At 70.1% G+C, this 17,657-nt stretch carries 18 protein-coding genes; 7 read left to right on the forward strand and 11 right to left on the reverse strand.

The window, feature by feature from the left end; all coding sequences use genetic code 11:
* Positions 1-183 precede the first annotated feature (183 nt).
* Positions 184-1,023 carry an AbfB domain-containing protein gene (locus ABTZ58_RS23325; RefSeq protein ID WP_351359854.1) on the forward strand — a complete coding sequence of 280 codons (840 nt, stop codon included), beginning with the start codon at positions 184-186 and terminating at the stop codon, positions 1,021-1,023.
* A gap of 57 nt (positions 1,024-1,080) precedes the next feature.
* Here the strand turns inward: ABTZ58_RS23325 and ABTZ58_RS23330 are convergent, their stop codons facing one another.
* From ABTZ58_RS23330 to ABTZ58_RS23365, 8 genes are read right to left on the reverse strand one after another with little or no spacing between them, the layout of a single operon-like run.
* A complete protein-coding gene (locus ABTZ58_RS23330) occupies positions 1,081-1,413 on the reverse strand; it encodes a metal-sulfur cluster assembly factor (protein WP_351359857.1) in 333 nt (110 codons plus the stop codon).
* Positions 1,410-1,880, reverse strand: coding sequence for a Fe-S cluster assembly sulfur transfer protein SufU (gene sufU / locus ABTZ58_RS23335; protein WP_062926164.1), 471 nt, complete (start codon positions 1,878-1,880; stop codon positions 1,410-1,412). The genes ABTZ58_RS23330 and sufU overlap by 4 nt, the downstream gene beginning before the upstream one ends.
* Before the next feature lie 18 nt (positions 1,881-1,898).
* Positions 1,899-3,155: a cysteine desulfurase gene (locus ABTZ58_RS23340; RefSeq protein ID WP_351359861.1), complete on the reverse strand. Its 1,257-nt coding sequence runs from the start codon at positions 3,153-3,155 to the stop codon at positions 1,899-1,901.
* Entirely contained in the window at positions 3,152-3,916 is a 765-nt protein-coding gene (gene sufC / locus ABTZ58_RS23345) for a Fe-S cluster assembly ATPase SufC (protein ID WP_309095075.1), read from the reverse strand. The genes ABTZ58_RS23340 and sufC overlap by 4 nt, the downstream gene beginning before the upstream one ends.
* Positions 3,917-3,923: 7 nt before the next feature.
* On the reverse strand, positions 3,924-4,241 hold the full coding sequence (locus ABTZ58_RS23350; RefSeq protein WP_351359864.1) for a non-heme iron oxygenase ferredoxin subunit: 318 nt from the start codon (positions 4,239-4,241) through the stop codon (positions 3,924-3,926).
* Positions 4,238-5,458: a Fe-S cluster assembly protein SufD gene (gene sufD / locus ABTZ58_RS23355; RefSeq protein ID WP_351359867.1), complete on the reverse strand. Its 1,221-nt coding sequence runs from the start codon at positions 5,456-5,458 to the stop codon at positions 4,238-4,240. Before sufD ends, ABTZ58_RS23350 begins: the two co-directional genes overlap by 4 nt.
* Positions 5,459-5,518: 60 nt before the next feature.
* Positions 5,519-6,940, reverse strand: a complete 1,422-nt coding sequence (gene sufB, locus ABTZ58_RS23360; RefSeq protein ID WP_351359870.1) for a Fe-S cluster assembly protein SufB — start codon at positions 6,938-6,940, stop codon at positions 5,519-5,521.
* Positions 6,937-7,680: a helix-turn-helix transcriptional regulator gene (locus ABTZ58_RS23365; RefSeq protein ID WP_309095071.1), complete on the reverse strand. Its 744-nt coding sequence runs from the start codon at positions 7,678-7,680 to the stop codon at positions 6,937-6,939. Before ABTZ58_RS23365 ends, sufB begins: the two co-directional genes overlap by 4 nt.
* A 161-nt stretch (positions 7,681-7,841) precedes the next feature.
* On the opposite strand from ABTZ58_RS23365, the gene ABTZ58_RS23370 reads away from it, so the two are divergent.
* From ABTZ58_RS23370 to ABTZ58_RS23385, 4 genes are read left to right on the forward strand one after another with little or no spacing between them, the layout of a single operon-like run.
* Positions 7,842-8,636 (forward strand): AAC(3) family N-acetyltransferase, encoded by a 795-nt coding sequence (locus tag ABTZ58_RS23370; RefSeq protein WP_351359873.1) that lies wholly within the window; start codon positions 7,842-7,844, stop codon positions 8,634-8,636.
* A gap of 49 nt (positions 8,637-8,685) precedes the next feature.
* Positions 8,686-9,609, forward strand: coding sequence for an ABC transporter ATP-binding protein (locus ABTZ58_RS23375; RefSeq protein ID WP_351359876.1), 924 nt, complete (start codon positions 8,686-8,688; stop codon positions 9,607-9,609).
* Positions 9,606-10,382 (forward strand): ABC transporter permease, encoded by a 777-nt coding sequence (locus ABTZ58_RS23380; protein WP_351359879.1) that lies wholly within the window; start codon positions 9,606-9,608, stop codon positions 10,380-10,382. Before ABTZ58_RS23375 ends, ABTZ58_RS23380 begins: the two co-directional genes overlap by 4 nt.
* A gap of 4 nt (positions 10,383-10,386) precedes the next feature.
* Positions 10,387-11,436 carry a COX15/CtaA family protein gene (locus ABTZ58_RS23385; protein ID WP_351359882.1) on the forward strand — a complete coding sequence of 350 codons (1,050 nt, stop codon included), beginning with the start codon at positions 10,387-10,389 and terminating at the stop codon, positions 11,434-11,436.
* A 9-nt stretch (positions 11,437-11,445) separates the two neighbouring features.
* Here the strand turns inward: ABTZ58_RS23385 and ABTZ58_RS23390 are convergent, their stop codons facing one another.
* The 3 genes from ABTZ58_RS23390 to ABTZ58_RS23400 all read right to left on the reverse strand — a co-directional run bounded on the left by ABTZ58_RS23390 (position 11,446) and on the right by ABTZ58_RS23400 (position 14,066).
* Positions 11,446-12,561 (reverse strand): amidohydrolase family protein, encoded by a 1,116-nt coding sequence (locus tag ABTZ58_RS23390; protein WP_351359885.1) that lies wholly within the window; start codon positions 12,559-12,561, stop codon positions 11,446-11,448.
* Between the two features lie 151 nt (positions 12,562-12,712).
* Entirely contained in the window at positions 12,713-13,045 is a 333-nt protein-coding gene (locus ABTZ58_RS23395; protein WP_351359888.1) for a hypothetical protein, read from the reverse strand.
* Between the two features lie 67 nt (positions 13,046-13,112).
* On the reverse strand, positions 13,113-14,066 hold the full coding sequence (locus ABTZ58_RS23400; protein WP_309095064.1) for a heme o synthase: 954 nt from the start codon (positions 14,064-14,066) through the stop codon (positions 13,113-13,115).
* Between the two features lie 346 nt (positions 14,067-14,412).
* Between ABTZ58_RS23400 and tkt the strand changes: the two genes are divergently transcribed.
* Positions 14,413-16,500, forward strand: coding sequence for a transketolase (gene tkt, locus ABTZ58_RS23405; protein ID WP_351359891.1), 2,088 nt, complete (start codon positions 14,413-14,415; stop codon positions 16,498-16,500).
* A 34-nt stretch (positions 16,501-16,534) separates the two neighbouring features.
* On the forward strand, positions 16,535-17,653 hold the full coding sequence (gene tal / locus ABTZ58_RS23410; RefSeq protein WP_351359894.1) for a transaldolase: 1,119 nt from the start codon (positions 16,535-16,537) through the stop codon (positions 17,651-17,653).
* Positions 17,654-17,657: the final 4 nt, after the last annotated feature.

The following is a 17,657-nucleotide window of genomic DNA, read 5'->3' on the forward strand; positions in this document are numbered from 1 at the left end:
ATATCTGTACGGGCGTACGCAGGAGTGGTACGGACCTGCGGACAACGGCTTGATATCGCCGGGAAACCGCTCTCATCAAACGAGCCACCGGCCTCTCACCTGTCCACTACGGTGTCACCGATCGCACACCGGGCCACCACGACTGCGCCGCCGTCAGGGGTGCCCCGCCGGAGGAAACCGCGCATGTCAGCGAAGAAGTCCCGCCCGCCCCAGGACCGTCCCTGGGAGAGCGGCTGGGCCCCGGACACCACTCGTGCCCCGGGTACGCGACGGCTCTGGCTGGCGGGTGCGCTGGCCCTGGCCACGATCACCGCGTGCGTCACGGCCGTCACCGTGATGGAGAACGAATCCGGGGAGCCGGCCCGCCGCGCGGCGGAACCGACCACCCTCGGCAGCTCGGCCCCGGGCGGCCTGATCTCCTTCGCGACGCCCTCCGAGGGTGGCGGCACCGAGACACCCGGCGCGGGCCGCACCCACCCGTCCCCCACTCCGGCGAGCAGCGCTCCCAGCACCGCCGCGAGTCCCCGGTCCCCCGCCAAGGCCCCCGAGCCGCCGCCGAAGGCGTCCACCGCTCCTTCGAAGCGCCCAGAGCCCCCGTCCTCCCCCGGCATATCCATACGGGCGGTCAACTTCCCCGACCGCTACTGGCGGGTTCGCGACGGCTACGTGCGCCTCGACCGGATCGGCTCGGATTCCGAGCAGCGCGAGGACGCCACCTTCCAGCGCGTCACCGGCCTCTCCGACTCCTCCTGCTACTCGTTCACCACGTCGGACGGCCGCTACCTGCGCCACCGCGGCTTCGTCCTGGTCGCGGACAGGGACGACGGCTCGTCCCTGTTCCGCGAGGACGCCACGTTCTGCCCCCGCGTCTGGTCCCCGGCGGGAACGCTCTCGCTGGAGTCGGTCAACTACCCGGGGCGCTTCCTGCGGCACCGCGACTTCCGGCTCCGGCTGGACCCCTACGAGCACAGTCGCCAGTACCACTCGGACGCGTCGTTCCAGATCGTGTCCGGGCCGGACTGAGCATGCGTGAGGGCGGCACCCTTCCCGGGTGCCGCCCTCACGCATGTCAGACGGATCTCAGACGTTGAACCCGAGCGCCCGAAGCTGCTCCCGCCCATCGTCCGTGATCTTGTCCGGGCCCCACGGCGGCATCCAGACCCAGTTGATGCGCAACTCGTTGACGAGACCGTCCGTGGCGGACTTGGCCTGGTCCTCGATGACGTCCGTCAGCGGGCAGGCCGCCGACGTGAGGGTCATGTCGACCGTGGCCACGTTCGAGTCGTCGATGTGGATGCCGTAGATCAGGCCCAGGTTGACGACGTCGATGCCCAGCTCGGGGTCGACGACGTCCATCAGGGCCTCGCGGAGTTCCTCCTCCGAGGCCGGCTTCATCTCCACGGTCTCAGTCATGCCGTCGTCTCCTTCTCGGCGTCGGCTCCGCCCAGTACCTGGGCCGTCGCGTCCTTCCAGGCCATCCAGCTCAGCAGGGCGCACTTGACCCGGGCCGGGTATTTCGACACCCCGGCGAACGCGACCGCGTCCTCCAGGATGTCCTCCATCGCGTCGTCGGGCTCGAGCTTCCCCTTCGACTGCATCAGCTCCAGGAAGGTCTCCTGGATCTTCCGCGCGTCGGAGAGCTCCTTGCCGACGAGGAGGTCGTTCAGCACGGACGCGCTCGCCTGGCTGATCGAGCAGCCCTGGCCCTCGTACGAGACGTCCTCGATCGTCGTGCCGTCGTACTTCACGCGCAGCGTGATCTCGTCGCCGCACGTCGGGTTGACGTGGTGCACCTCGGCGTCGCCATCCCGCAAGCCCCGCCCGTGCGGGTTCTTGTAGTGGTCCAGGATGACTTCCTGGTACATGGAGTCCAGCTTCACGGTCTCAGCTCACGCCCTTCAGCCGAAGAAGTTCCGAACGTGCTCCAGGCCGTCGACCAGCGCGTCGATCTCGGCCGGCGTGGAGTACAGATAGAACGACGCTCGCGTGGTCGCAGGAATTCCGTACCGCAGGCAGACCGGCCGCGCGCAATGGTGTCCGACCCGGACCGCGATGCCCTGCTCGTCCAGGACCTGGCCCACGTCGTGCGGGTGGATGTCGCCGAGGGTGAAGGAGATCGCGGCGCCGCGCTCCTCGGCCGTGGTCGGGCCGATGATGCGCAGGTCGGGGACCTCCAGCAGCCGCTTGACCGCGTACTCGGTGAGCGCGTGCTCGTGGGCGAGGATCTTGTCCATGCCGATCGAGTTGAGGTAGTCGATCGCCGCGCCGAGACCGACCGCCTGGGCGATCGGCGGTGTGCCCGCCTCGAACTTGTGCGGGGCCGGGGCGTAGGTCGAGGAGTGCATCGACACCGTCTCGATCATCTCGCCGCCGCCGAGGAACGGAGGCAGGTCCTCCAGCAGCTCCTGGCGGCCCCACAGGACGCCGATGCCGGTCGGGCCGCACATCTTGTGGCCGGTGAAGGCCACGAAGTCGGCCTGCAGGGCCTGCACGTCCAGCGGCATGTGCGGCGCGGCCTGGGAGGCGTCGACGCAGACCAGGGCGCCGACCTCCTGGGCCCGGCGCACGATCGCCTCGACGGGGTTCTGGGTGCCGAGGATGTTGGAGACCAGCACGAAGGAGACGATCTTCGTCTTCTCGGTGATGATCTCATCGATGTTCGACAGGTCCAGACGGCCGTCGTCGGTGAGGCCGAACCACTTCAGCTTCGCGCCCGTGCGCTGCGCGAGCAGCTGCCACGGCACGATGTTGGAGTGGTGCTCCATCTCCGTGATGACGATCTCGGTCTCGGAGTCCACGCGGTAGGGCTCGTCGGCCCAGCCCAGCATGTTCGCCACGAGGTTGAGCGACTCGGAGGCGTTCTTGGTGAAGATCACCTCGTCGCGCGAGGGCGCGTTGATGAAGTCCGCGACCTTGTCGCGCGCGCCCTCGTACAGCGCCGTGGCCTCCTCGGCGAGCACATGCACACCGCGGTGGACGTTGGCGTTGTAGCGCTCGTAGTACTCACTGAGTGCGTCCAGCACCTGGCGCGGCTTCTGGCTGGTGGCCGCGTTGTCCAGGTACACGAGCTTCTGGCCGTCGTGGACCTGGCGGTCCAGGATGGGGAAGTCCTTGCGGATCGCCTCGGTGTCGAGGAGGCCCGGCAGCTGTGTCACGCGGATGCGCCACCCTTCGTGTAAACCTCGTAGCCCTCGTTCTCCAGCTTGTCGGCGAGCTCGGCACCGCCGGACTCGACGATCCGGCCGCCCGAGAAGACGTGGACGTGATCGGGCTTGATGTAGCGCAGGATGCGCGTGTAGTGGGTGATCAGCAGCGTGCCGACCTCGCCCGTCTCGCGGACGCGGTTGACGCCCTCGGACACGACGCGCAGGGCGTCGACGTCCAGGCCGGAGTCGGTCTCGTCGAGGATCGCGACCTTCGGGCGGAGCAGCTCCAGCTGGAGGATCTCGTGGCGCTTCTTCTCACCGCCGGAGAAGCCCTCGTTGACGTTGCGCTCGGCGAAGGCGGGGTCCATGTTGAGGCGCTCCATGGCCTCCTTGACCTCCTTCACCCAGGTGCGCAGCTTGGGGGCCTCGCCGCGGATCGCGGTGGCGGAGGTGCGCAGGAAGTTGGACACGGAGACACCGGGGACCTCGACCGGGTACTGCATGGCGAGGAACAGGCCGGCGCGGGCGCGCTCGTCGACGGACATCTCCAGGACGTCCTCGCCGTCGAGGGTGACGGTGCCGCCGGTGATCGTGTACTTGGGGTGACCCGCGAGGGAGTAGGCGAGGGTCGACTTGCCCGAGCCGTTGGGGCCCATGATGGCGTGCGTCTCGCCCTGCTTCACGGTGAGGTCGACACCCTTGAGGATTTCCTTCGTGCCGTTCTCGACCTCGACGGTGACGTGCAGGTCTCGGATTTCAAGCGTAGCCATGGGTGCCTCAGGACTCCTGGGTGAGGGAGACGAGCACGTCGTCCCCATCGATCTTTACGGGGTATACGGGGACGGGGCGCGTCGCCGGAAGGGCGTCGGGCTTGCCGGAGCGGAGGTCGAAGCGCGAGCCGTGCAGCCAGCACTCGATGTGGCAGTCGTCGACCTCGCCCTCCGACAGGGAGACGTTCGCGTGCGAGCAGATGTCGTGGATCGCGAACACCTCGCCCTCGGTCTGCACGATGGACACGGGCGTGCCGTCGAGTTCCACCCGCTTGGGGGTGTCCTCCTCCAGCTCGCCCAGTCCACAGACGCGTACGAAGGTCATGCGACCGCCGCCTCCAGCTCCTCCTCGATCTTGGCGATCAGGCGCTCCTCGATGTCGGGGACGCCGATCTGCTGGACCAGCTCGGCGAAGAAGCCGCGGACCACCAGGCGGCGGGCGTCGATCTCGGGGATGCCGCGCGCCATCAGGTAGAAGAGCTGCTCGTCGTCGAAGCGGCCGGTCGCCGAGGCGTGGCCGGCGCCGACGATCTCGCCGGTCTCGATCTCCAGGTTCGGTACGGAGTCCACGCGCGCGCCGTCCGTGAGGACCAGGTTGCGGTTCATCTCGTACGTGTCGGTGCCCTCGGCCTTGGCCTCGATCAGCACGTCGCCGATCCACACCGCGTGGGCGTCGTCGCCCTGGAGGGCGCCCTTGTAGACGACGTTCGACTTGCAGTGCGGGACGTTGTGATCGACCAGGAGGCGGTGCTCCTGGTGCTGGCCCCGGTCGGTGAAGTACAGGCCGAACAGCTCGGCCTCGCCGCCGGGCCCGGTGTACTGCACGCGCGGGTGGAGCCGGACGAGGTCGCCGCCGAAGGTGACGACGACGGACTTGAAGGAGGCGTCGCGGCCGACGAGCGCGTTGTGCTGCGCGACGTGGACGGCCTTGTCGTCCCAGTCCTGCACGGAGACGACGGTGAGCTTGGCGCCGTCGCCCAGCAGGTAGTCGACGTTGGCGGCGAGCACCGCGTCACCGGTGTGGTCGATGACCACGACGGCCTCGGCGAAGGCGCCCAGCTCGATCACCTGGTGGCCGAAGGCGGTGGCGCCCTCACCGTGCACGGCGATGCGGATGGGCTCGGTGAGGACGGTCTCCTTGGGCACGGTCACGACCGAGGCCTTCTCGAACGCCGAGTAGGCCTGGGCGGCGACACGGTCCGCCGGAACGCCGGCCCTGCCGAGCCGCGCGTCGTCGCGGCCGACGGTCTCGACGGTGACGCCCTCGGGGGCCTGGACCTCGACCTTCACACCGTTGCCGGTGGCGACGGCGGTGCCGTCGTGCAGGCCGCGCAGGCGCTCCAGCGGGGTGAACCGCCACTCCTCCTCGCGGCCGTGCGGGACCGGGAAGTCCGCGACGTCGAAGGACGGCGGCGCGCTCATGCGCGTGGCGACGGTCGACTCGGCGGCCACCGCGATCGAGCCCGCGGTGGTGGAGCCCACCGGTGGGGGTCCCCCCGCCGGAGCGTAGCCGGAGGTGGGGGAGTTCTGAGCCTCAGCCATGGCTGTCGTAATGCTCGCTTTCGTTGCGTAAGGGGCGTGACGGGGGCGGGGCGGCGGGGGTCAGCCGACCGCGCCCTCCATCTGCAGCTCGATCAGCCGGTTGAGTTCCAGCGCGTACTCCATGGGGAGCTCCTTGGCGATGGGCTCGACGAAGCCGCGCACGATCATCGCCATCGCCTCGAACTCGCTCAGACCGCGGCTCATCAGGTAGAAGAGCTGGTCCTCGGAGACCTTGGAGACGGTCGCCTCGTGGCCCATGGACACGTCGTCCTCGCGGACGTCCACGTAGGGGTAGGTGTCCGAGCGGGAGATGGTGTCCACGAGCAGCGCGTCGCACAGCACGTTGGACTTCGAGCCGTGGGCACCCTCGCCGATCTCGACGAGACCGCGGTAGGAGGTGCGGCCGCCGCCGCGCGCCACGGACTTCGACACGATGTTCGACGACGTGTTCGGCGCCATGTGGACCATCTTGGAGCCGGCGTCCTGGTGCTGGCCCTCACCGGCGAAGGCGATGGACAGCGTCTCGCCCTTGGCGTGCTCGCCCATCAGGTAGACGGCCGGGTACTTCATCGTCACCTTGGAGCCGATGTTGCCGTCGATCCACTCCATGGTCGCGCCCTCGTACGCCACGGCGCGCTTGGTGACCAGGTTGTAGACGTTGTTCGACCAGTTCTGGATGGTCGTGTAGCGGCAGCGGGCGTTCTTCTTGACGATGATCTCGACGACCGCGGAGTGCAGCGAGTCCGACTTGTAGATCGGGGCGGTGCAGCCCTCGACGTAGTGCACGTAGGCACCCTCGTCGACGATGATCAGGGTCCGCTCGAACTGGCCCATGTTCTCCGTGTTGATGCGGAAGTAGGCCTGGAGCGGGATCTCCACGTTGACGCCCGGCGGCACGTAGATGAAGGAGCCGCCCGACCACACGGCGGTGTTCAGCGCGGCGAACTTGTTGTCACCGGCGGGGATGACGGTCCCGAAGTACTCCTTGAAGAGCTCCGGGTGCTCCTTCAGCGCGGTGTCGGTGTCGAGGAAGATGACGCCCTGCTCCTCCAGGTCCTCGCGGATCTGGTGGTAGACGACCTCCGACTCGTACTGCGCGGCGACACCGGCGACGAGACGCTGCTTCTCCGCCTCCGGGATGCCGAGCTTGTCGTACGTGTTCTTGATGTCCTCGGGCAGGTCCTCCCAGGACTCCGCCTGCTTCTCCGTGGAGCGCACGAAGTACTTGATGTTGTCGAAGTCGATGCCGGAGAGGTCCGAGCCCCAGTTCGGCATGGGCTTCTTCTCGAACAGGCGCAGGCCCTTGAGGCGGAGCTTGGTCATCCACTCCGGCTCGCTCTTCTTGGAGGAGATGTCCCGGACGACGTCCTCGCCCAGGCCTCGGCGGGCCGACGCACCGGCCTCGTCCCGGTCGGCCCAGCCGTATTCGTACTTGCCCAGGCCCTCGAGCTCAGGGTGGGCAGTCTCCGTGGGGAGAGTCATGCGGGGTTCCTCCCGGCCGTGCTTGCAGATGCGTTGTGGGAAATCTTGGGGATGAACGTGGTGCAGACGCCGTCGCCGTGGGCGATGGTGGCGAGCCGCTGTACGTGCGTACCGAGCAGCTCCGCGAAAAATTCCGTCTCCGCCTCGCACAGCTGCGGGAACTGCTCGGCGACGTGGGCGACCGGGCAGTGGTGCTGGCACAGCTGCTCACCCTTCTGCGGGTGGGGCGCGCTGCGCGCGGTAGCAGCGTACCCGTCCGCGCTCAGGGCCTTGGCCAGCGCTTCGGTCCGCTTCTCGGGCGGGGCCGCCTCGACCGCCCGGCGGTAGACGCCCGCCTGGGCGGCGATCCGCGCGCGGGCGAAGGCGGCGATCGCCTCGCTGCCGCCCTCGCGGTCGGCGATCCAGCGCAGCGCGTCCGCCGCGAGCTTGTCGTAGGACTGGTCGAAGGCGTCCCGGCCGCAGTCCGTCAGGGCGAACACCTTGGCCGGCCGGCCGCGGGTGCGCGCGCCGTAGACCCGCTGCTCGCGGGCCTCCACGACACCGTCGCCCGCGAGGGCGTCGAGGTGCCGGCGTACGGCCGCCTGGGTGAGGCCCAGCCGCTCGGCGAGCTCCGCGACGGTCGAGGGGCCGTGGTCCAGGATGGATCGCGCGACGCGGTTGCGGGTGGACCGCTCACCGGTCGCGAGCTCCTCCTGCGGTGCCCCCGTGGGGGTCTCCCGAGCCTCGCCGACGTTTTTCACAACGCCATTGTTGCGTAATTCCTCAGGAGCGGGCAAGCCGCGTCCGGCCCGCCCGACGGTGCCCTGCGTCACTTAGGCATACCTAATCCGACCTGCGGAAACGATCTCCGATCGATCAAACCGGTGGCATCGGACGGCCGCTTCGGGGAGACTCCGGCATCATGGCCACACCCCCTCCCACCGGCCCACTCGTCACCCGCGACACCCTGCGCGCACAGTTGCGCGAGCTGGGTGTGCGACCCGGCGAGACCCTCCTCGTGCACTCCTCGCTCAGCGCCCTCGGCTGGGTCAACGGCGGCGCTGTCGCGGTCGTGCAGGGACTGCTCGACGCGCTCGGCCCCACCGGCACGCTGGTGGTCCCCACACAGACCGGCGAACTCTCCGACCCCGCCCTGTGGAGCAACCCGCCGGTGCCACCGGAGTGGTGGGCGGACATCCGCGCCACGATGCCCGCCTACGACCCGCTCATCACGCCCAGCCGCGGCGTCGGCGTCGTCCCGGAGACCGTGCGCACCTGGCCCGGCGCCCTGCGCAGCGCGCACCCGCAGACCTCGTTCGCGGCGCTCGGGCCGCGCGCCGCGGAGATCGTCGAGGGGCACGCGAGCGACTGCCGGCTCGGCGAGCGCAGCCCGCTGGCGAAGCTGGAGGCCATGGACGCCCGGGTCCTGCTGCTCGGCGCCGGCTACGCCTCCTGCACCAGCTTCCACCTCGCCGAGTACCGGATCCCGTCCCCCCGGGTGGCCGTCGGCCGCCCGGGTCCGGACGGCTGGGAGACCGTGACCGAGGTGTCCATCAGCTCGGACCGTTTCGACGAGCTGGGCTACGACTTCGAGCGGGACCGCCCCGTCGTGCGCGGCAAGGTCGGGGCGGCCGAGGCACGGCTGTTCCCGGTGAAGGACGCGGTGGCCTACGCCGAGCGGTGGCTGGCGACGCACCGGCCGCGCGAGGAGGAGTAGCCGCACCCCCCGCCCCGGACCCCCGGCCGCGTACCTAGACTCTGGAGTCATGCGAAGCGAGCCCGTGGTCCAGGTCCAGGCCCTGGTGAAGCGGTACGGCACGAAGACCGCGGTGGACGGGCTGGACCTGGTGGCCCACCAGGGCGTGACCGCCGTGCTCGGACCCAACGGGGCGGGCAAGACGACCACGATCGAGACCTGCGAGGGGTACCGGAAGCCGGACTCCGGCACGGTGCGCGTCCTGGGCCTGGACCCGGTGAGGCAGTCCCGGGACCTGCGGCCCCGCATCGGCGTGATGCTGCAGTCCGGCGGCGTCTACTCGGGCTCCCGCGCCGACGAGATGCTCCGGCACGTGGCCAAGCTGCACGCCCACCCCCTGGACGTGGACGCCCTCATCGAACGCCTCGGCCTCGGCTCGTGCGGCCGTACGACGTACCGGCGGCTGTCGGGCGGCCAGCAGCAGCGGCTCGCCCTCGCCATGGCCGTGGTCGGCCGCCCCGAGCTGGTGTTCCTGGACGAACCGACCGCCGGCCTCGATCCGCAGGCCCGCCGCGCCACCTGGGACCTGGTCCGGGACCTGCGCGCCGACGGTGTCTCCGTGATCCTCACCACGCACTACATGGACGAGGCCGAGCAGCTCGCCGACGACGTGGCGATCATCGACGCCGGCCGGGTCATCGCCCAGGGCTCCCCGGAGGAGCTGTGCCGGGGCGGCGCCGAGAACACCCTCCGCTTCGGCGGCCGGCCCGGCCTCGACGTGGGGTCGCTGCTGAAGGCCCTGCCCGCCGACTGCTCGGCCACCGAGCTGACACCGGGTTCCTACCGGGTCGTCGGCAAGGTCGACCCGCAACTGCTCGCGACGGTCACCTCCTGGTGCGCCCAGCACGGCGTGATGCCGGAGCGGATCTCGGTCGAGCGCCACACCCTGGAGGACGTCTTCTTGGAGCTCACCGGCAAGGAGCTGCGCGCATGACCGCCACCGGCACCGGGATGTACACGCCGAAGCCCGGCGCGGCCCCGCTCCCCCGCATGATCGCGGCCCAGGCCCTGCTCGAGACGAAGATGCTGCTGCGCAACGGCGAACAGCTGCTGCTGACCGTCGTCATCCCGACGCTGCTGCTGGTGCTGTTCAGCACCGTGGACATCGTCGACACGGGCTCCGGGGAGGCGGTGGACTTCCTCGCCCCAGGCATCCTCGCGCTGGCGGTGATGTCGACGGCGTTCACCGGCCAGGCGATCGCGACCGGCTTCGAGCGGCGCTACGGCGTGCTGAAGCGGCTGGCCTCCTCGCCCCTGCCCCGCTGGGGACTGATGACGGCGAAGACGCTGTCCGTGCTGGTCACAGAAGTGCTCCAGGTACTCCTGCTGACGGTGATCGCCTTCGCGCTCGGCTGGTCGCCGCAGGGCCACCCGTTCGCGGTGCTGCTGCTCCTCATCCTCGGCACGGCGGCCTTCTCGGGCCTCGGGCTGCTGATGGCCGGGACGCTGAAGGCCGAGGCGACCCTGGCCGCGGCGAACCTGGTGTTCCTGCTGCTGCTCGTCGGCGGCGGGGTCGTCGTCCCCCTCGACAAGTTCCCGGAGGGGGCGCAGGACGTGCTGGGCCTGCTGCCCATCGCGGCGCTGTCGGACGGGCTGCGGGACGTCCTCCAGCACGGGGCCGGGACACCGTGGGGCGACCTGGGGATCCTCGCGGTCTGGGCGGTCGCCGCCCTCGCCGCCGCCGGAGCGTTCTTCCGCTGGGAGTGAGGCCATGGCGGACCCTCGTGAAAGCGTGCACAAGCGGCCGCCTACGATGGGACGCGTGCCAAAAGTGACCCGCGCCGACGCCCTGGCGGCCCTGCGGAACCCGCTCGCCTTCATCGCCGCACGCTGGACCCCGGAACCCCGGACCGTCCGGCGCGCGACCCTGTCCGCACTCGTGATGTCGGTGCTCATCGTCGTCACCGGCGGTGCCGTACGCCTGACCGGCTCGGGCCTGGGCTGCCCGACCTGGCCCAAGTGCACCGACGACTCGCTCACCGCGACCAGCGCGATGGGCGTGCACGGCGCGATCGAGTTCGGCAACCGCATGCTGACGTACGTGCTGTGCGCGGCCGTCGGCTGGGCCATCATCGCCGCGCGCTCGCAGAAGCCGTACCGGCGCGGCCTGGTGCGGCTGGGCTGGGCGCAGTTCTGGATCGTGATGAGCAACGCGATCCTCGGCGGCATCGTGGTGCTGGTCGGTCTCAACCCGTACACGGTCGCGGCGCACTTCGTGGCGACGTCGGCGCTCATCGCGGTGGCCACGGTGATGTGGCAGCGCGTCGGTGAGGGCGACGGGGAGCCGCGCCCGCTGGTCGGCAAGGCCGTGCGGCAGCTGGTGTGGTTCCTGGTGGCCGCGGCGGTCCTGCTCATCCTGGTCGGCACGGTGGTCACCGGCGCGGGCCCGCACGCCGGCGACTCCAGCGAGGTCGAACGGATGCCGGTCGACTGGGAGACGGTGAGCAAGCTGCACGCCGTGCTGGCGTGGATCGTGGTGACGCTGACGTTCGCCCTGTGGTTCGTCCTCAAGGCCGTCGACGCGCCCGAGGGGCCGCTGCGCCGCACCCGCGAGCTGTTCCTGATCCTGCTCGCCCAGGGCGCCATCGGTTACGTCCAGTACTTCACCGACCTGCCCGAGATCCTGGTCGGCCTGCACATGTTCGGCTCGGCCGTGATGTGGATCTGGGTGCTGCGCGTGGTGCTGGCGCTGCGCGAACGCCCGGAGACCCTGGCCGACGTACCGGCTCCCGCCGGCGAGGCCACCCTCACCAAGGCCTAGGCCGGGCGCTCAGCCGCCCTGGCCGAGCCCGTAGACCCGGCGCGCGTTCGCCGACGCCAGCATGCCCGCCACGCGCTGGGCGTCGTGCAGGGACCAGGCACCCTCGGCGACCCAGGTGCCCAGGACCCGCCCGAGCGCCTCACGGAACAGGCTGGCGCCCACCACGTGCAGCTCGGGCAGTCCCCGGGCGCCCGTGGAGAAGAGGATCTTGCCGAAGGGGGCCAGCTCCAGGATCTCCGCCAGGACGGTCGCGGCCCGGGCGCCGGTGCGGACCAGGGCGGCGCCGGAGTCGACGTAGACGTGCGGGAAGACGCCGGCGAGATGGGCCGCGTGCCGGTGGTAGGGGTACCCGTGCAGCAGCACCAGGTCCGTGCCGAGCCCTGCGGTGGCCCGGACGAAGTCCGTCAGCAGCACCGGGTCCGTACGGTCGATGCGCAGGCCGGGCGCGCCGAGCCCCGCGTGCAGCTGCAGCGGCCGCCCCGAGGCGACCGCGCTCCACAGCAGGTGCCGCAGCAGCACGGGGTCGCTCAGCTCCCCGCCGACGCCGCGCCCGGCGAGCCAGCGGCCCACAGCCCCCCGCACCTCCCCCGGCCCGGGTGGCTCCGGGGCCAGCGCGAGGCCGTGCCGTACCCCGGCGACGGAGGTGAAGGCGACGGCGTGCGCGGCGGCCGCGTGCACCGACTCGGCGAGGTTGGCGAGGAAGGACTCGACGGTTCCGGAGGTGTCGGCGACCTGCTCGGCGAGCAGTTCGAGCCGGACGATCTCATGGGCCTCGGCGGCTCCGGCGGAGGCCAGCTCACCGGGTTCCGTGAGGTCGCCGGGGAGGCCGGTGTCGACCAGGTACGTGGTGATGCCGCTGCCGCGCAGGAGTCTTCGCCCGGATTCCAGCACGCCGAGCTCGCGGCGGCGGGCCAGGTAGCGGGCCGGTGCGCAGTGGGGCTCCAGGCCGAGCAGGGGCGGGCACCAGCGCCGCACGGCGAAGCCGGTCTGGGTGTCGAAGAGGGTGGTGCCGGGGGCGGGCGGCCCCTCGGTGCGGGAGAGGTGGGCCTCGAAGGTGCCGAGGCCCAGCTCCGTGCGGAGTACTCCGTGGCAGTACTGGTCCACTAGGGACGGCGTTTCGATCATCCGGGCTCCCCGGTGTGGACCCTGTGCTCTCAGGGGTCCTAACGGGTGAACCGGGTTCGAGGTCGCGGTTCGGGTACGGGGCCGGTGCGGTTCGGCGGGTGCGGGCCGAGCGTGGTCGCTCGCGCCGTTCCCCGCGCCCTTGGAAAGTAGGTCAGTCGTTCTTCGGGCCGCCGACCTGGATCCCCGCCATGCGCGACCACTCGTAGCGGCCCGTCTTCACCTTCGCGGCGAACTCGCCGTCGAAGGACTCGTGGCGGGTGATGCCCGACTTCTCCACGGCCTTCTCGGCGATCTCGTAGGACGGCGCGACCAGGTCGCCCCAGTTGCCGTCCTCGCCGACCAGGACGATGCGGGCGCCGCGCTCGCCGAGGTAGGCGACCTGGCCCTCGGCGCCGCCGTGGGCCTTGGAGAAGGAGCTGATCTGCTGGGCGAGCCGGGCGGCCTTGCGCTCGGCCTTCGGGTCAACCTGCTGCGTCTCTGCCATGACCAGGATGCTACTCACGAGTAGATGGACTGGCGAGGGCAGGGCCCTGTGACGTACGTCGGTGGCGTCAGCGCAGGAAGGGGTCGACAGCGACCGCCACGAACAGCAGCGACACATAGGTGATCGACCAGTGGAACAGGCGCATCTCCTTCAGCTTCGCGCCCGTCACCTCCGCCTTCGCGCGGTTCTGCAGGCCGTGCGCCTCCCAGAGCCAGAAGCCGCCCGCCAGCAGGGCGACCGCCGTGTAGAACCAGCCGGTGTAGCCGAGCGGGGTCAGCAGGAGCGAGACGGCGACCATGACCCAGCTGTAGATCACGATCTGCTTGGCGACGACCTTGTTGGAGGCGACCACCGGCAGCATCGGCACGCCCACGCGCGCGTAGTCCTCCTTGACCTTCATGGACAGCGGCCAGTAGTGCGGCGGCGTCCAGAAGAACATGACGAGGAACAGGATGATCGGCGCCCAGGACATCGAGTTCGTGACCGAGGACCAGCCGATCAGCACCGGCAGGCAGCCGGCGATGCCGCCCCACACGATGTTCTGGGAGGTGCGGCGCTTGAGGATCATCGTGTAGACGACCACGTAGAACAGGAGCGCGCCGAGGGAGAGCCAGGCGCTCAGCCAGTTCACGGTGAGGCCGAACAGCAGGGTGGACGCGATCGCCAGGGTGATGCCGAAGACGAGGCACTCGCGCGGGCTGACCATGCCGGTGACCAGCGGCCGCTGCGAGGTGCGGTCCATCAGCGCGTCGATGTCGCGGTCGATGTACATGTTGAGGGCGTTGGCCCCGCCCGCGGACATGTAGCCGCCGACGCAGGTCAGCAGCACCAGCGTCAGATCGGGCACGCCCTGCTGCGCCAGGAACATCACGGGCACCGTCGTGATCAGCAGCAGCTCGATGATCCGCGGCTTGGTGAGAGCCACGAACGCCATGACACGGGCCCCGAACGGCCGGTGGGCCGGGCTCTGGTCCGTCCCGAGCAGACCCGCTGGACGGGATTCAACGGCCGTCACGCACACCCCTACAGAGACAGTCCAGCGAGCCCCACCGTGTGAAGTGACGGTAAAGGCTCGCGCGTACCACGCCACTTTAGACGTTGCCCAGAGTCGGACATTCGCGGGGGTCGCCTCGTGTTGGAGGGCGGCTTCCGACGGGCGGCCGGAAGCTCGATTGAGCACCCGGATGAGCGGCTCCGTATTCACCTGTCGAATGCGGTACGGCCCAGTCAGGGAGCGGATCGGAATGAGTCCCTGCACTCTGGAGTGACTCGGAAGAACGCACGTCCCACGGGGGTAGGCTCGGCTGCGGCCGGTGGGCGCCCCGAGACACCGGCATCCGACATGTGGAGAGGAGCCCTGACCCAGGGTGAGCATCAAGCCGACCACCACAGACCTCGAGTGGACCGAGTTGGACCAGCGGGCCGTCGACACCGCGCGTGTCCTGGCCGCCGATGCCGTACAGAAGGTCGGTAACGGCCATCCCGGTACGGCGATGAGCCTGGCGCCTGCCGCCTACACCCTCTTCCAGAAGGTGATGCGGCACGACCCGGCGGACGCCGACTGGGTCGGGCGGGACCGCTTCGTACTGTCCGCCGGCCACTCGTCCCTGACCCTCTACACCCAGCTCTACCTGGCCGGCTTCGGCCTGGAGCTGGACGACCTGAAGTCCTTCCGCACCTGGGGTTCCAAGACCCCCGGCCACCCCGAGTACGGGCACACGACCGGTGTGGAGACCACGACCGGTCCGCTCGGCCAGGGTGTCGCCAACGCGGTGGGCATGGCGATGGCCGCCCGCTACGAGCGCGGTCTGTTCGACCCGGAGGCCCCGGAGGGCGAGTCGCCCTTCGACCACTACATCTACTGCATCGCCGGTGACGGCTGCCTCCAGGAGGGCATCTCCGCCGAGGCGTCCTCGCTCGCCGGCCACCAGAAGCTCGGCAACCTGATCCTGCTGTGGGACGACAACCACATCTCGATCGAGGGCGACACGGAGACGGCCGTCTCCGAGGACACCGTCAAGCGCTACGAGGCCTACGGCTGGCACGTGCAGCGCGTCGAGCCGCAGGAGAACGGCGACCTGGACCCGGCCGCGATCTACGAGGCGATCCAGAAGGCCAAGGCCGTCACGGACCGGCCGTCGTTCATCGCGATGCGCTCGATCATCGCCTGGCCGGCCCCGAACGCGCAGAACACCGAGGCCGCGCACGGCTCGGCGCTCGGCGACGACGAGGTCGCGGCCACCAAGCGCGTCCTGGGCTTCGACCCGGAGCAGACCTTCGAGGTCTCCGACGAGGTCATCACGCACACCCGCAAGGCCCTGGAGCGGGGCCAGGCGGCCCGCGCGGTGTGGGAGAAGGCGTACCAGCAGTGGCGGGACAACAACCCCGAGCGCGCCGCCGAGTACGACCGGATCGCCAGGGGTGAGCTGCCCGAGGGCTGGGAGGAGAAGATCCCGGTCTTCGAGGTCGGCAAGGGTGTGGCCACGCGTGCCGCCTCCGGCAAGGTCCTCCAGGCGCTCGGCGCGGTCATCCCCGAGCTGTGGGGCGGCTCGGCCGACCTGGCCGGCTCCAACAACACCACGATCGACAAGACCAGCTCCTTCCTCCCGGCGGACAACCCGCTGCCGGAGGCGGACCCGTACGGCCGCACGATCCACTTCGGTATCCGCGAGCACGCGATGGCCGCCGAGATGAACGGCATCGCGCTGCACGGCAACACCCGGATCTACGGCGGCACCTTCCTGGTGTTCTCCGACTACATGCGCAACGCGGTACGGCTGTCGGCGCTGATGCACCTGCCGGTGACGTACGTGTGGACGCACGACTCCATCGGTCTCGGTGAGGACGGCCCGACGCACCAGCCGGTGGAGCACCTCGCCTCGCTGCGGGCCATCCCGGGCCTGAACATCGTGCGCCCGGCCGACGCCAACGAGACGGCCATCGCCTGGCGCGAGATCCTGCGGCGCTGGACGAAGGAGTTCGGCAAGGGCCAGCCGCACGGCCTGGCGCTGACCCGGCAGGGTGTGCCGGCCTACGAGCCCAACGACGACGCGGCCAAGGGCGGCTACGTCCTGTTCGAGGCCGAGGGCGGCGAGCCGGAGGTCATCCTCATCGCCACCGGCTCGGAGGTGCACGTCGCCGTCGAGGCGCGCGAGCAGCTCCAGGGCGCCGGCGTGCCCACGCGCGTGGTGTCGATGCCGTCCGTGGAGTGGTTCGAGCAGCAGGACCAGGGGTACCGGGACAGCGTCCTGCCGCCGTCCGTCAAGGCGCGTGTCGCGGTGGAGGCCGGGATCGGTCTCACCTGGCACAAGTACGTCGGGGACGCCGGCCGCATCGTTTCCCTGGAGCACTTCGGTGCTTCGGCCGACGGCAAGGTGCTCTTCCGGGAGTTCGGCTTCACTGCCGAGAACGTGGCCGCCGCCGCCCGGGAATCGATCGCCGCAGCCCAGCGCTGACGCTCATATACGACACGTAGGAGATGGAATTTCCATGACAGACGCACTCAAGCGCCTCTCCGAGGAGGGCGTCGCGATCTGGCTGGACGACCTGTCGCGCAAGCGGATCACGTCCGGCAACCTCGCCGAGCTGATGGACCAGCAGCACGTCGTGGGCGTCACCACCAACCCGTCGATCTTCCAGAAGGCGATCTCGCAGGGTGACGGCTACGACACGCAGCTGACCGACCTGGCCGCCCGTGAGGTCACCGTCGAAGAGGCCATCCGCATGATCACCACGGCGGACGTCCGCGACGCCGCCGACGTGCTGCGCCCCGTCTTCGACGCCACCGGCGGCAAGGACGGCCGGGTCTCGATCGAGGTCGACCCCCGCCTGGCGCACAACACTCGGGCCACCGTCGCCGAGGCCAAGCAGCTCGCGTGGCTGGTGGACCGGCCCAACACACTCATCAAGATCCCGGCGACCGAGGCCGGCATCCCGGCCATCGCCGAGACCATCGGCCTGGGCATCAGCGTCAACGTCACGCTGATCTTCTCGCTGGAGCGCTACCGCAAGGTCATGGACGCGTTCCTGACCGGCCTGGAGAAGGCCAAGGAGCGCGGCCTGGACCTGTCGCAGATCCACTCCGTGGCGTCGTTCTTCGTCTCCCGCGTGGACACCGAGATCGACAAGCGGATCGACGCCCTGGGCACCGACGAGGCCAAGGCGCTGCGCGGCAAGGCCGCCGTCGCCAACGCCCGGCTGGCTTACCAGGCGTACGAGGAGGTCTTCTCCTCGGACCGCTGGAACGCCCTGGAGAAGGCCGGCGCCAACAAGCAGCGTCCGCTGTGGGCGTCGACGGGCGTGAAGGACAAGGCGTACAGCGACACGATGTACGTCACCGAGCTGGTCGCGCCGAACACGGTGAACACCATGCCCGAGGCGACCCTGTTCGCCACCGAGGACCACGGCGAGATCACCGGCAACACCGTCGCCGGCACCTACGAGCAGGCCCGTGCCGACCTCGACGCCGTCGAGCGGCTGGGGATCAAGTACGACGAGGTCGTGCAGCTGCTGGAGAAGGAGGGCATCGAGAAGTTCGAGGACTCCTGGAACGACCTGCTGAAGTCGACCGAGGCCGAGCTGAAGCGCCTCGCCCCCTCGGAGGGCTGAACAG

Source organism: Streptomyces sp. NPDC094143, assembly GCF_040303825.1.
Classification (GTDB): Bacteria; Actinomycetota; Actinomycetes; order Streptomycetales; family Streptomycetaceae; genus Streptomyces.

Coding starts and splice junctions, on each gene's coding strand:
- ABTZ58_RS23390 (WP_351359885.1), bottom strand. CDS start 12,561: ATGATCGAAACGCCGTCCCTAGTGGACCAGTACTGCCACGGAGTACTC.
- sufC (WP_309095075.1), bottom strand. CDS start 3,916: ATGGCTACGCTTGAAATCCGAGACCTGCACGTCACCGTCGAGGTCGAG.
- ABTZ58_RS23395 (WP_351359888.1), bottom strand. CDS start 13,045: ATGGCAGAGACGCAGCAGGTTGACCCGAAGGCCGAGCGCAAGGCCGCC.
- ABTZ58_RS23370 (WP_351359873.1), top strand. CDS start 7,842: ATGGCCACACCCCCTCCCACCGGCCCACTCGTCACCCGCGACACCCTG.
- ABTZ58_RS23375 (WP_351359876.1), top strand. CDS start 8,686: ATGCGAAGCGAGCCCGTGGTCCAGGTCCAGGCCCTGGTGAAGCGGTAC.
- ABTZ58_RS23380 (WP_351359879.1), top strand. CDS start 9,606: ATGACCGCCACCGGCACCGGGATGTACACGCCGAAGCCCGGCGCGGCC.
- sufB (WP_351359870.1), bottom strand. CDS start 6,940: ATGACTCTCCCCACGGAGACTGCCCACCCTGAGCTCGAGGGCCTGGGC.
- sufD (WP_351359867.1), bottom strand. CDS start 5,458: ATGGCTGAGGCTCAGAACTCCCCCACCTCCGGCTACGCTCCGGCGGGG.
- ABTZ58_RS23350 (WP_351359864.1), bottom strand. CDS start 4,241: ATGACCTTCGTACGCGTCTGTGGACTGGGCGAGCTGGAGGAGGACACC.
- ABTZ58_RS23330 (WP_351359857.1), bottom strand. CDS start 1,413: ATGACTGAGACCGTGGAGATGAAGCCGGCCTCGGAGGAGGAACTCCGC.
- ABTZ58_RS23385 (WP_351359882.1), top strand. CDS start 10,387: ATGGCGGACCCTCGTGAAAGCGTGCACAAGCGGCCGCCTACGATGGGA.
- tal (WP_351359894.1), top strand. CDS start 16,535: ATGACAGACGCACTCAAGCGCCTCTCCGAGGAGGGCGTCGCGATCTGG.
- ABTZ58_RS23325 (WP_351359854.1), top strand. CDS start 184: ATGTCAGCGAAGAAGTCCCGCCCGCCCCAGGACCGTCCCTGGGAGAGC.